This is a genomic window from Candidatus Moraniibacteriota bacterium (genome assembly GCA_035390125.1).
Taxonomy (GTDB): domain Bacteria; phylum Patescibacteriota; class Minisyncoccia; order Moranbacterales; family GWC2-37-73; genus DAOOTD01.
Genome location: DAOOTD010000001.1, coordinates 228,412 through 242,957, shown reverse-complemented (window position 1 = coordinate 242,957; position 14,546 = coordinate 228,412). Strand labels below are relative to the sequence as shown.

Annotated in this window: 11 protein-coding genes; all 11 read left to right on the top strand. The window is 34.1% G+C overall.

The features are described from left to right. Positions 1 to 39 precede the first annotated feature (39 nt). Positions 40 to 1,149, top strand: a complete 1,110-nt coding sequence (murG, locus tag PLR68_01205) for an undecaprenyldiphospho-muramoylpentapeptide beta-N-acetylglucosaminyltransferase (protein ID HOW60362.1) — start codon at positions 40 to 42, stop codon at positions 1,147 to 1,149. Positions 1,150 to 1,176: 27 nt separating this feature from the next. After that, positions 1,177 to 2,544: a UDP-N-acetylmuramate--L-alanine ligase gene (gene murC / locus PLR68_01200; protein ID HOW60361.1), complete on the top strand. Its 1,368-nt coding sequence runs from the start codon at positions 1,177 to 1,179 to the stop codon at positions 2,542 to 2,544. Further along, positions 2,541 to 4,298, top strand: a complete 1,758-nt coding sequence (locus PLR68_01195) for a DUF2207 domain-containing protein (protein ID HOW60360.1) — start codon at positions 2,541 to 2,543, stop codon at positions 4,296 to 4,298. Before murC ends, PLR68_01195 begins: the two co-directional genes overlap by 4 nt. A gap of 157 nt (positions 4,299 to 4,455) precedes the next feature. After that, positions 4,456 to 5,397 (top strand): hypothetical protein, encoded by a 942-nt coding sequence (locus PLR68_01190; protein ID HOW60359.1) that lies wholly within the window; start codon positions 4,456 to 4,458, stop codon positions 5,395 to 5,397. Between the two features lie 50 nt (positions 5,398 to 5,447). Continuing rightward, complete coding sequence (locus PLR68_01185; GenBank protein ID HOW60358.1) at positions 5,448 to 6,431, top strand: hypothetical protein; 984 nt, start codon at positions 5,448 to 5,450, stop codon at positions 6,429 to 6,431. 42 nt (positions 6,432 to 6,473) lie between these two features. Next, positions 6,474 to 9,200: a cation-transporting P-type ATPase gene (locus PLR68_01180; GenBank protein HOW60357.1), complete on the top strand. Its 2,727-nt coding sequence runs from the start codon at positions 6,474 to 6,476 to the stop codon at positions 9,198 to 9,200. 12 nt (positions 9,201 to 9,212) lie between these two features. Beyond that, positions 9,213 to 10,154 (top strand): UDP-N-acetylmuramate dehydrogenase, encoded by a 942-nt coding sequence (gene murB / locus PLR68_01175; protein ID HOW60356.1) that lies wholly within the window; start codon positions 9,213 to 9,215, stop codon positions 10,152 to 10,154. Positions 10,155 to 10,179: 25 nt separating this feature from the next. Further along, on the top strand, positions 10,180 to 10,542 hold the full coding sequence (gene raiA / locus PLR68_01170; protein HOW60355.1) for a ribosome-associated translation inhibitor RaiA: 363 nt from the start codon (positions 10,180 to 10,182) through the stop codon (positions 10,540 to 10,542). Between the two features lie 2 nt (positions 10,543 to 10,544). Beyond that, the gene (locus tag PLR68_01165; protein ID HOW60354.1) at positions 10,545 to 11,009 is read left to right on the top strand and encodes a GNAT family N-acetyltransferase; all 465 of its coding nucleotides are present in this window, start codon (positions 10,545 to 10,547) and stop codon (positions 11,007 to 11,009) included. A gap of 16 nt (positions 11,010 to 11,025) precedes the next feature. Continuing rightward, complete coding sequence (locus tag PLR68_01160) at positions 11,026 to 11,742, top strand: DUF333 domain-containing protein (protein ID HOW60353.1); 717 nt, start codon at positions 11,026 to 11,028, stop codon at positions 11,740 to 11,742. 154 nt (positions 11,743 to 11,896) lie between these two features. Further along, on the top strand, positions 11,897 to 14,545 hold the full coding sequence (secA, locus tag PLR68_01155) for a preprotein translocase subunit SecA (GenBank protein HOW60352.1): 2,649 nt from the start codon (positions 11,897 to 11,899) through the stop codon (positions 14,543 to 14,545). Position 14,546 lies beyond the last annotated feature (1 nt).

Below are 14,546 nucleotides of genomic sequence, written 5' to 3'. Positions count from 1 at the left end.
AGTCTAAAAATATAAAAAATAAATGATTTATAAAAATTTATGCGTGTATTATTAACAGGAGGTGGAACGGGTGGTCATCTTACGCCTCTAATTGCAGTAATAGATGAGCTTAGAAAAAAGATTGGTCCTGATCTTGAAATTTTATATGTAGGATCAGGTGCTCAAATGGAGAAGGAAATAATGTCGGAAAAAAATATTCCGGCAAAATTTGTTTTAAGCGGAAAAATGCGTCGCTATTTTTCATTAAAAAATATTTTAGACTTTTTTAAGCTGCCCATAGGATTTTTCCAGTCATTATGGATTTTACTGTGGTTTACTCCTGATGTTATTTTTTCCAAAGGAGGATATGTAGCAGTACCTATAGTGATAGCTGCTTGGATATACCGGATACCAATAATGATTCATGAATCAGACAGTATTCCTGGAATAGCAAATCAATTTCTGTCTAAGTTTGCTGATCGTATAGCAGTAGCTTATCCTTCTGCTGAAGAATATTTTCCAAAAGAAAAAACTGCATTAATTGGAAATCCAATACGTTTTGAAGTTACCGAAGGCGATCCTTTAATATTAAGAAAAAAACTTGGATTTACTGAGTCAAAAAAAACAATATTAGTATTAGGAGGAAGTCAGGGTTCTCAAACTATTAATAATTTTATAATAAAAATTCTTCCGAAAATTTTACCTTATTATCAGGTTATTCATCAAACTGGCCAAGAACATTTTAATGAGGTTATTGAAGAGGCTGCATACCTGGGAATAAAGTCTGGACGTGAAGGATATTATGCTGTTCCTTTCATGAATGCAAACCAGCTCAGAGATGCTTTTGCTGCAAGCGATTTGATTATAAGCAGAGCTGGGGCCACATCTATTACTGAAATTGCTGCAAATGCAAAACCTGCAATTCTTGTTCCAATTACTCATAGTGCCAACGATCATCAAAGAATGAATGCTTATGCATTAGCTGGTATAGGTGCTGCATTAGTACTTGAAGAGGCAAATCTTGGCGAGCATATATTAATTGAGAAAATAGACACTATTATGAATGATGAAAATCTCAAGAGAAAAATGATTGAAAGATTGAAAACATTTTATCATCCAAATGCTACAGAGGTTATCGCGAACAGTATAATAGAAGTAGCTAATTCTTAGATATTAAAAAATGGTACTTTCTAAAATATGGAGATAAAAGATATTTCAAAAGCATATCTCATAGGAATTAAGGGAGCTGGCATGGTAAGTGTGGCTCAGATTTTACAAAGCCGCAATATTGAAGTGTCAGGATCCGATACTGGAGAAATTTTTTATACCGATGCCATACTTAAGCGCTGTAAAATTCCGTTTTTTGAGCAATTTGCTCCAGAGCACATTCCGCAGGATGCAGATTTGGTGATTTATTCAACGGCATACAACAAGGAAAATAATGTGGAAATAGCTGAAGCAGAAAAAATGGGGATAACACTCATTAGTTACCCTGAATTTTTAGGTATGCTTTTAGGAGAAAAATTAGGTATTGCTGTTTCAGGAACCCACGGAAAAACAACCACGTCAGCTATGCTTGCGGAAGTTTTAAAATATGCGGAACTGAATCCAAGCGCAATTATTGGCAGCCAGGTTATTTCTTGGCAGGGCAGCGCGTTGGCAGGCAAAGGAGATTATTTTATAGCTGAAGCGGATGAATACCAAAATAAGTTGCAGTACTATAATCCATGGTCTGTTATTCTTACGAGCGTTGATTGGGATCATCCGGATTTTTTTCATAGCTTTTCAGAATACAAAAAAGTGTTTGAAGATTTTGTCCAAAAAATTCCAAAAACAGGATTTTTAATTGTGTGGGGAGACAGTTCTAGCGCATTAGAGGTTGCTGAAAAAGCTAATTGTAGCAAGGTAACTTATGGGTATTCAGAAGATTGCGATTATAAAATTGTAAAGCAGGATGGCTTACAAAAATTTGAAGTTTTTTATAAAGAAGAAAATTTGGGACTTTTTGAAATAGCTCTTATTGGAAAACATAATGTTCTTAATGCAACAGCGGTGATTGCATTGTGTCATCAAATGGGAGTTAATATGGAAAAAGTCAGAGAATCATTGAAAAATTTCAAGGGAACATCCCGTCGATTTGAAAAAATAGGAATGTTTGGAAAGATTATTCTGATTGACGATTATGCCCATCACCCAGATGAAATAAAAGCGACATTGGAGGGAGCGCGCGAATATTTTAAAGAAAAAACAATCTGGACGGTTTTTCATCCGCATACTTTTTCAAGAACTAAAGCTTTGCTTTCGGAATTTGCGCAAAGTTTTGATGACACTGAAAAGGTAATAATTATCGATATATATGGAAGCGCCCGCGAGAAACAGGGCGGAGTTTCTTCAAATGATTTGGTAAATCTTATCAATAAATATCAGCCTGGTAAAGCTGAATATGTTCCGCATGTTGATGAAGTAATCGAATATTTAAAGGAAAAATCAGGACAATATGATGTACTCATAACAATGGGCGCGGGAGATGTCTGGAAAATAGGGGAAAAATTAAAAAATTTATGAAAATAATAGCGAATATTTTCCAAAAAATTAAATTTTGTGCAATATTTTTTTGGGTGGCACTCCTTATTTTTCCGGGCGTTGCTTTTGCGCGGGAAAATGTCTATGACTGGTATATTAAAGATTTTAATTCTGAAATTATTGTTAACAAAGATTCGACATTAAATATTACCGAAACAATAGTTGCTGATTGTGGCAAAGCTACTGGCAAGCATGGAATATTCAGGATTTTGCCGACTAATATAAAAATAACTGACGGGGCAACTATAAAAACACCAGTGACTCTTTTAAGCATTACTGATGCAAATGGAAAGCCTTATAATTATCAGGAAACAAAAAATTCTTCCGACGATACCATTACTTGGAAAATAGGTGATGCAGATAAAACAGTTTCAGGAGTCAATGTTTATAAGATTCGCTATTTAGTCAAGAATGTTATACGTTTCAGCAATAGCCAATTTGATGAGCTATATTGGAATCTGAATGGAAACTTTTGGGATATTGAAACGGACAAATTTCATGCTAAATTTATTTTTCCCGAAGAAATAAACAGAGAAAACAGCGCCGTCGATTATTATACAGGAGCACTTGGTTCAAAAAGCAAAGGCTTAGCGAATTTTTATTGGAGTAGCCCGAATATTTTAGAATTTACCTCTGAGAGAACATTATTAGTTAGAGAGGGAATTACCGCTTCTATAACTTTTCCTAAAAATATTTTAACACCATATCAGTTCAGCTTCTGGGAATTGTATGGCAAATATATTTTTATAATTATTCCGATTATAACATTTATCATCTGTTTTTATTTATGGTGGAAATTTGGCAAGGATCCGAAAGTGGATAAAGCCATAATTCCAGAATATGATGCACCAGGAAATTTAAGCCCAATTGAACTCGGGATGCTGATGAAAAACGGGATGTTTAACAATAATTTAATCACGGCTGAAATAATTTATTTCGCAACGCGAGGAATCATAAATATCAAGGAAATTTCGGAAAAAATATTGTTTTTTGAAAGTAAGGATTATGAGTTGGAGAAAAAGGAAGGTGCAGAAGCTGAAAAAAATCTAAATATAGCTCAAAAAGAAATTCTAAATTTTATTTTCGAGGATAAAAAAAATAAAAAAATATCAGGTTTAAAGAACTCTTTCTATAAAAATATTGAGGAAATCAAGTTAGCAACCCAGCAAATTTTAGGAGATAAGAAGCTAATTGATCCCAAAGGCTTACGCATACAAAGATATCTGACTGGAATTATTGTTATCATTTTTGTATTTATAGGGGTTATCTTGGGGAATATTTTTAATCTCAGTTCTATATATTTTTATTGCTGTGCGTTATCTGTTTTGGAAATTTTCATTTTTGCTATTTTTATGCCCAAGCGGACCATAGCAGGAGCCAACCTTAACTGGGAAATAAAAGGATTTAAATTATTCATGGAGACAGTAGATAAGGATCGGGCAAAATTTTATGAAAAAGAAAACATTTTTGAAAAATTTCTGCCGTATGCGATTGTTTTCGGAATAACCGAAGAATGGATAAAAAGGATGGAAGAAATCTACGGAAAGGATTTTTACAACACTTATGCCCCAGCTTGGTATGCAGGAAGCCTTTCTTCTTTTAATACTGATAGTTTTGTTAGTGCTATGGATAATTTATCTTCAGATATTTCTTCTAACACCTCTGCGCCTTCAGGCTCGGGCGGTAGTGGCGGTTCTGGCGGCGGAGGCGGCGGAGGCGGCGGAGGCGGATGGTAAAGTTATTTACTATAGGATTTAATGGTTGTGTGAGCTGTATTACAAAAATCCAAGGATAGTAGGAGAATTTATTGAAGACGAGTTGGAAGAAATAAAAAAATCACGAAATAAATCCTGGAATATAATGCACTAAAAATAATTCATAAAAATGAAAAATATGGATCCACAATTTAAATTTGAGAATCCGAAAAGGAGGAATGATTTTGAGAGAAATCCAGAAGAAGGATTTGAAAAACTATTTTCAGCTTTAGCGGATAAAATTAATCATGAATATTGTGAGCCAGGCGAAAAAAATCTGGTTTTAAATGACGGACGTATTAATATGGAGGTTTTTGATAGTTATGATCAGGAAAAAGATGAAAAATTTATAAAAGATATAAAATATGAAAATTTTGGCATTAATAATGAATCTATAAAAAATTTTTATGTTTCAGAAATTAGGGAGAAAAGCAATTCATCAGAAGGTTTAGAGGTTTCAGATGAGCAGATTATTAAATATCGCGAAAGAGAACAAGAAAGTCAGTTAAGTTTTAGGTGGGAAAAAGCATCAACAGTTTTATTATCCAGAGTTTTGGGGAATGATTTTATCGTACTTAGATCATCAGAATTAGATGATTATACAAACAAAACAGACACTGTGATTGTCGACAAAGAAAGCGGTGCAGTTATTTGTGCCATTGATTTGGTTAATGACAGAGCTGGAGGAGATAGGTATGAAAAAAAGTTACAGCAACTTAAAAAAGATGCGCGAGGAGGTCAGGGAGGGGAATTACGTTTTGGCATAACAGTGGAAAAAGATAAAAAAACAGGAGAAAAAAAATTGGTAAAAAAAGAACTTAAAAATATTCCCAGATTTTTTTTGCCAGCAGAAGAAAATGATTTAAGAAGACTTTTAAAAGAAATGTCCAAAGACTTTAACGCACCGCTAATTGAAATAGAAAAGATAATATTTGGAAAGTTATTAAATTCACTTGAAGAACAAAAGGGAATCTATGCACAAAACATCAAGCAATCAAATATCTCAGAAATTTTCAGGTTAAATTTTAAAAAATTTGAATCTTCTTTGGAAAAAATGAAAGAAGCAAAAAACAAATTTTAAAAAATAGTTTATGTATATTGAAATAAGATAATTAATATTGAATTTTAAATATGAATGAGAGCAATATTTTTAATCCACAACCTACTGTAAAAAGCATAGAGAAAGTTGATCAGGAAGAAATTGAAAAAGTTACGGAAAAATTAGAAGCAGAAAAAAATAGAGAAAATATAATTGAGAAAGCCGGAAATCTTAATATTCCTATTTTGAATGAAGAAAATATAGATGAAATTTTAGGCGACGAGCCATATTTCAGTCACGCTATCATAAGTGATCCTGCAAAACTTGTAAAAATATTAGAAGCTGGCGAATTGCAAAGTTCTAAAAAATCAGGTATTTCTGCTATGACATATGAAATTGATAAATTAATTGGTATGGATGAAAATGTTTTTTTTGCCTTAGGAAAGGGTTATATGAGAAAAGACACCTGTGGGTTTGTTTTTAGTGCTGAAAAATTAGCTAAAATGTCAGACGCCAGTTTTGTAAAGGAAGACTTGATGAATATGGAAGGAGAAATAGTTGAAGAATTTCTTGAAAAACACAAGGAAGAAATGATGGAAGTCATAAATCAAAAAAGAGATTTATTGAAAAATATTTTTAAAAAAAGAGTTGCACATGCCTTTAAAGGGGGGTATGGCATATATGAAAAATATTTTGGTGATCATAGTCAGGACAGGATCCAGGATTTTTTTAATGCTATAAAAGCCAAAGGATTTAATGGAATTAGCGCGGCAAAAGAAGTTATCGATCAATTTACGATAGAAAGGGATGCAATATTAGGTGAGGAAATTATGCCAGTAGACCTGAGAATAAAACTGATAAAATTATTGAAAGAAAAAGTTGTTGAGCCGCACACTATTACAGGAAAAGAAAATATAAAAAAGGCTATTTCTCAATTTTGGGAAAAAGATAAGGATTTATATAGACAATTTTTGCCCGGGCATAAAAATGTCCCAGAGAAGGTAACAGAACTCAGAGTTGCCAATGAGGTAGATTTAAAAGAAGCTATTATTGGTGTTTATGTTCCAATGATTTAAAAATAAAAAAATAGTTCAAATTATTAAGCATATAAATTTAAAATGGAAAAACAAATATACAATTTAAATGCTGATGAAATCTTAGAAAAATTTTCTGCGACTAAAAAAGGACTGTCTTCACAGGAGGCTAATTTGAGGCTGAAAAAAAACGGGCCAAATATGGTTCGCAAAAAACAGGCTTGGAGTTGGTTTTCATTACTGTTTCGACAGTTTAATGATGCCTTGGTCTGGATTTTGCTGGTGGCTGCTTTTTTGGCTTTATTATTCGAAGAATATCGCGATACTACAATTATACTTTTGATTGTTTTTATTAATGCTATAATTGGTTTTTTTCAGGAATTCAGAGCAGAAAAAACATTGGAAAATATACGCAAACTCACAACCGACAAAGCTATAGTTATGCGCGATGGTAAAAAAATAGAAATTGATTCACGCTTTTTGGTTGCTGGAGATGTTATTTGTCTTTCTTCCGGCGATACTGTTCCAGCAGATGCCTATTTACTGGAAGGATATGATCTTTATGCAAATGAATTTATTTTTACTGGAGAATCAAAACCCAAGAAAAAACAAATTAGTTCAATTTCGGGAGAAAATTTAAGTGTTGCCGATATTTCCAACATGATTTTTATGGGCAGCACTTTAACGCGTGGCGAAGCTGTTGCAGTTGTTTCTCAAACAGGTATGGACACGGCACTTGGAAAAATAGCCCATTTGGTTAGTAATGTTAAAGAAGATGAAACTCCACTTCAAAAACAAATGAGAGTTCTTGGTCGTGATGTTACCATTTTAGCAGTAAGTGTAGGCATTCTTGTTTTAATTGCCGGGTATTATTATGAAAAATCATGGTATGATAATTTTCTTTTCGCTTTAGCCTTGGCTGTTTCAGTTGTACCCGAAGGATTGCCAGCAGCTGTATCTGTAACTCTTTCTTTAGGAATGAAAAAATTACTGAAGCATAATGTATTAGCAAAAAAACTCAATGCGGTTGAAACTTTAGCTTCAGTTAATATAATATGTACCGATAAAACGGGAACCATAACTCGTAATGAACTTATGGTTACTAATATTATTGCTGGTGGCGAAGATGAATTTATTGTTGATGGTCAGGGATATGAACCGAAAGGAAATTTTTATCAGTTTGGCAGAATTGTTGATCATAAAAAAATCCCTGTTCTAGAAAAAATCATGCGTATTGCTAGTCTTTGCAATAGTTCTGAACTTATAAAAGATGGTGAAAAATTTGAGATAACAGGAGATCCAACCGAAGGAGCCCTAATTGTAGCTGCCAGAAAATATAATGAAAATTTTCAAAAGATATTAAAAGACGAGAAAAAAATAAATGAGATTCCTTTTTCTTCAGAAAAAATGAGAATGAGTGTTGTTTATAAGAACGAAAAAAATGAAAGCATAAGTTCATATGTAAAAGGTTCTCCAGATGTGCTATTGGATCTCTGCAATCAAATACAAATTAATGGAAATGTGATTCCTCTTTCCGATGGAGAGAAACAAAAAGTCAGGGACAGCTATAATTTAATGTCCAAGCAAGCCTTGAGAGTTTTGGCTTTTGCAGAGAGAAATATGAATAATGTTGCAGAAAATAATTTTACAAATGAAGCAGATAAAAATTTGACTTGGATTGGCATGATGGGAATGATAGATCCTCCACGGTTGGATGTGCATAAGGCTATTGAAGATTGCATTAACTCAGGCATAAAAGTAATTATGATTACTGGAGATTATGAGCTTACAGCCGAAGCTATTGCCAGAAAAATAGGACTTTTAAAATCTAAAAATTCAGAAATTATAAATGGAAAAACACTGAATCAGATGACGGATGAAGAGTTATTTGAGAAAATTTCCCAAAAAGAAGTTGTTTTTGCCAGAATTGCGCCTGAGCAGAAATTGCGCATTGCTACGATTCTTAAAAATAATGATGCAGTCATTGCTATGACAGGAGACGGCGTTAATGATGCGCCAGCTCTTAAAAAAGCTGATATTGGTGTAGCTATGGGAGTAATAGGAACCGATGTTTCCAAGGAGGCATCTGATATGATTCTATTGGATGATAATTTTGCATCAATTGTAAGAGTTGTGAAAGAGGGTCGTACTATTTATCAGAATCTTAAGAAATTTGTCTATTATGTTTTTACTTCCAATGTGAGTGAATTTTTCACAGTGATTATCGGCGTTTTACTGCAAATCCCACCACCAATAGCTGCTGTGCAGATTTTAGCTGTAGACTTAGGCACCGATATTTTTCCTTCTTTTTCTTTAGGATTGGAACCTTCAGAGCCGGGAGTTATGAAGAGAAAACCCTTTAATATAAAGGAAAAAATAATAAATAAACAAGGAATATGGCGACTTATAAAGGTTGGTCTTATAATGGCAATTGGAGCAGTAATAACCTTTATTCTTTCCATGAAAAGAGGAGGCTGGGATTTTGGAGATAAAGTAGACGCTAATAGCGTATTATATATCAGATCGACAACTGCTGCTTATGCTGTAATTGCAATGACACAAATGGCAAACCTATTGCAGGCAAGGAGTGAAACACTTTCAGTTTTTAAAATAGGTTTTTTTAGAAATAAATTTGCTATAATATCAATACTTGTTTCTATCGGAATACTATTGTCTTTTATGTATATTCCTTTTTGCCAAAAATATCTGCACATGTTGCCGATAGCTTGGCAGGATTGGGTGGCGGTTATTATATCTGTAATAGTGGTGTTTATTTTTGAAGAAGGTAGGAAAGCGGAAATTAAAGATTAAAATTATAAGATTATGTTGAATATCCAAAAAAACATAAAAATGGCTATCCATACAAGCTTTAACATTGGCGGAGAGGCCCGATATTTTGTAGAAGTTGTGAATGAAAATGAACTCGAAGAAGCTTTAAAGTACGCTTTAGAAAATAAAATTGATTTTTTTGTTCTGGGTAGTGGAAGTAATATATTAATAAGCGATAATGGATTTGATGGAATAATCATAAAATTAAAAACAGAAGATTTAAAGTTAAAAGTTAATGAAAATAATTCAATAGAATGTTTTGCGGGCGAAAGTTTGGCAAAAATAGTAAATTTTGCCAGAGATAACTCTTTATCAGGTCTGGAGTGGGCCGTTGGAATTCCTGGAACAGTTGGGGGAGCTGTTAGGGGAAATGCCGGAGCTTTTGGTGGAGACATGCAAAATATAGTTGATAGAGTCGAATGCATTTATACTGATGATAATTTAAAAAAGAAAATTTTTTCAGCTAAAGAATGTCAATTTGCGTACAGGAATAGTTTATTTAAAAAAAATCCAGATTTAATAATTGCTTCCGTGATCTTTAAACTAAAAGAAGGCAATAGAGAAGAAATTAATAATAAAATGAGGAATATTATACTGCAAAGGAAAGAAAAAAATCCAAGGGAATCAAAAAATGCAGGATCTTTTTTTGTAAATCCAGTCATAAACAATAAAAAATTATTGGAAGAATTCGAAAAAGACAGTGGAAAAAAAAATATAAATAATATAATCCCAGCTGGCTGGCTGATTCAGGAAGCCGGATTATCAGGAAAACAAATTGGAGGAGCGGCCGTCAGCGAAAAACATGCCAATTTTATTGTTAATATAGGAAATGCTACAGCCGAAGATGTTATAATGTTAGCAAGTATTATAAAGCAAAAAGTCAGGACTAAATTTGGGGTACAACTGGTTGAAGAGGTAAAGCTTTTAGGATTTTAAAAATTAATTTTTTAACATAAAAAATATGATCACAGAAAAAAACATGAAGTTTTTTTACAAGGGAGTTGAAATTGATGAACGCACTAAAAAATATGTAGAGAAAAGACTAAGCACTCTAGATAAGTTCATTGATAATATTTTAAAAACCGAGGTGGAAATAGATTTAGATAAAAAAGGAAAATTTAGAGTAGAGGTAATGATACACACCTCGCGTAATTTGTTCAGGGCTGATAATACAACAGACAGCATTGAAGCTTCAACTGATATGGTTGTGGACGAACTCCAGGATCAGATGACTCACATGAAAGACAAGCTCAGAACGCTCAAAAAACGCGGTGCTAGGTCACTGAAAAAGAAGATGGTGGTTGATAATGGTGCCAGATTTTAAATATGATTAACAATAAAAGAAGATTGAAGCCGGAAATAAGAATTGCAAAAATGTCAGCCAAAGATATCAATGCTTTACTGGAAATGGGCAAGGCTCACTGGAAGGATGAAAGTTGGCTTACAAAAAATTATATAAAATCCTCCTTTGTCCAGCCGGGCACAAGTTATGTGGCAAAATCTGAAAACAAAGTAATTGGAGGAATTATTTTTGTCTATGAAGATATTGTGAAAAACTGGATAAGGTATTTGATTGTTGAAAAAAAATACAGAAGACAGGGTGTGGGCAAATCATTGTTGCAAAAAATATTCGGCAAAACCAAGAAAGGCGAAAGCATTTTTCTTGATACTGGCACTCAAGACAGGGGAACAATTGCTTTTTATCAAAAGCTTGGTTTTAAAAAATGCGGAATGGTCAGGAGTCTTTATGGCAATAAGTCTGCATATTTTTTGAAAAAGACAATCAAATAAAAATTAAAATAAAGAAATGCTTAATAAAAAAATCGCCAGTGAAGTTTCAATTGGGATAATTTCGCTTTTAGCTATAGTGGTCGGAGGAATATTTTATTGGCAGAACCAGAAGATATCAGAAGTTGATAATAAACAGCCAGAACAAAAAGCTTGTACCATGGAAGCCAAACTTTGCGATGACGGATCTTATGTCGGACGGACTGGACCGAATTGTGAATTTGCACCGTGCCCAGTGGCCAGTAAACAGGATATAGCAGACAGTAAACAGCAAATGGCAAATCCTGCTTCGGTTTATTGCGAACAGAATGGCGGCAAATTAGAAATCAGAACCGCGTTTGATGGAGGTCAAACCGGATACTGTAAATTTAGCGATGGGTCAGAATGCGAAGAATGGGCGTATTTTAGGAAAGAATGCGAGACTGAAAAATTGGATGCGAATCAGATAAAATCACAAAGCATTAATCAGTGGCAGCAATGCAAAAGTAAAACCATAACTGCAGATACAATTTTGTCTTGGAATATTAAAATTTCTGATACCAATTCTTTTGGAGGATATTACGCGAAAGGTTTTTTAAATAGCAATCCTGTCTATCCTGTGCATGTTATAGTAAAACTTGATGTTCAAAATTTGGATCAAATAAAACAAAGAATTATTCCTGGAGAAATAGTAGCTTTAAAGGGACAATGCACAGGTATTGAAACAGATGGTTCGATTATTTTTGAAGTATTTTAGTAACTTTGAAAAATATTAAGGATGATGATTATAAAAAAAGAAATTTATTAAAAACGTAAAATCCCTTTGACCAAGGGGTTTTTTTGATGTAAAATAAACAAAGAAATTGATGTTTTAAAATAACCCTAAAATAGGGTTATGTTGTGTTTATTTTATGGAATTTTTAACTAAAATCTTTGGATCAAATGAAAGGGAAATAAGAAAACTGCAACCCATTGTAGATTCTATTAACGCGCTTGAGAAAACAATTAGCGCTCTTTCAGATGAAGAATTAAAAAATAAAAGAAAAGAACTTAAAGAAAAGCTTGATAAAGGTAAAACTCTGGATGATATTCTTCCGGAAGCTTTTGCTGTTGTGCGGGAAGTTGCAAAGAGAATTATCGGTGAACGCCACTATGATGTGCAACTCATGGGCGGAATTGCTTTGCATAGAGGGACAATAACAGAAATGAAAACTGGCGAAGGAAAAACTTTAACTTCAACATTGGCAATATACCTTAATGCGCTGGAAGGCAAAGGAGTGCATGTAGTTACAGTTAATGATTATCTGGCGAAACGCGACTGTAATTGGATGGGTAGCGTATACTATGCTCTTGGACTTTCAACAGCTTGCATAATGCATGATGTCTCCTATTTATATGAACCAAAAGTTGTTGATAAAGAGGAAGTTAGTGTAGAAATGGAAAATCTCAAAGAAATTACCCGGCGTGAAGCTTATGCAGCTGATATAACTTATGGAACCAACAATGAATTTGGATTTGACTATCTGCGCGACAATATGGTGCAGAGTTTTGAACAAATGGCACAAAGACCGGACTCAAATGGGGGACTAAATTATGCCATTGTTGACGAAGTTGACTCAATTTTGATTGATGAAGCCAGAACTCCTTTAATTATTTCTGCACCCGACAGTGAATCAACAAAATTATACCAGCGTTTTGCCCAAATTGTTCCAAGACTCAAGGAAAGAGAGGATTATGAAGTGGATGAAAAAATGAAAGCAGCTACACTGACAGAAGCTGGCATTTCCAAGGTGGAAAAAGAACTAGGAGTCGGAAATATTTATGAGCTGGGGAAAATAAATTATGTCCATCATTTAGAGCAATCTCTTAAAGCTGAAGTTATTTTTAAGCGCGATCGCGATTACGTTGTAAAAGAAGGACAAGTAATAATTGTTGATGATTTTACCGGACGCTTAATGGAGGGCAGGAGATATAGCGATGGTCTCCATCAAGCTATTGAAGCTAAAGAAAGAGTGGAAGTCCAAAAAGAATCAAGAACGCTGGCAACGATCACATTTCAGAATTATTTTAGGATGTATAAAAAATTAGCCGGCATGACAGGAACAGCTTCCACCAGCGCGGAGGAATTTTCAAAAGTATATAAGTTAGATGTACTGGAGATTCCAACCAACAAGCAAATGATTCGTCAGGATCTTCCGGACGTGGTGTATAAAACTGAAAAAGGAAAATTCGATGCGATTACTCAGTTTATTAAAGAACTTAATAAAAAAGGCCAACCGATTTTGGTTGGTACTATTGCCATTGAAAAATCTGAGTATCTTAGCGCGCTCCTTGATCGAGAAGGTATTAAACATGAAGTTTTAAATGCTAAGCATCATGAAAAAGAAGCTCTAATTGTGGCAAATGCTGGACAAAAGGGAGCTGTAACTATTGCCACAAATATGGCAGGACGAGGAACTGACATAAAACTTGGTGAAGGCGTTAGGGAGGTAGGCGGGCTTTGTATAATCGGTACAGAACGTCATGAAGCCAGACGTATTGATAATCAGCTCCGGGGACGCGCAGGACGACAAGGTGACCCTGGAACCAGCCAATTCTATGTTTCGCTTGAAGATGAGCTTATGCGCAGATTTGGTGGCGATAAATTGAAAAATATGATGGATACGCTTGGGCTTCCGGAAGATCAGCCGATTCAGAATTCAATTATTTCAAAGACTATTGAGAGCGCACAATCAAAAATTGAAGGTTATAATTTTGATATTCGAAAACACGTTTTGGATTATGACGATGTGATGAATAAACAAAGAGAAGTTGTTTATAAAAAACGCAAGGAAATTTTAGCAGCCGAAGAAGTTAGAAATGAAATGATGAGTTATATTAACGAAGAAATCGAAAGAAATATTTCCATGCACTCTTTGGGGGAAGAATATGAATGGAATACAGAAATTATTTCAGCTGAAATCCAGAATATCTTTCCTTTTTCAGACCAAGATAAAAAGAAAATCGAACAAATACGCGATGATAAATCCAAAAATGTAGCGGAAAAAATTTCACTAATGACTGAATATGTCATGGGCAAAGCTAAAGAAGCTTATATTCAGAAAGAAAAAGAAATAGGAGCAGAAAATTTTAAACAAGTTGAAAAGGCTATAATACTGCAAACAATCGATACTCTATGGATGAATCATCTGGATGAAATTGATTATTTACGCCAGGGGATAGGTCTTAGAGGATACGGACAGCGCGATCCATTGGTTGAATATAAACGTGAGGCTTTCCATTTATTTTCTCATCTTATGGAAAATGTGCGTTCCACGGCTGTTAGGACTATTTTCAGGATTTCTTTAGTCCCAAATCAAATGCAAGCACAAGCTCAACCGAAAAATATACAGTATAAAGGAGCAGAAGAAAACCAGGAACAATTTGGTGCAGCCAGAGAAAATGACGCTAACGAAGCTCCTGCTCAGCAAAAACCAATCATAAATGAAAATAAAGTTGGACGAAACGATCCTTGTCCATGCGGATCAGGTAAGAAGTATAAAAAATGCTGCGGAAAATAAT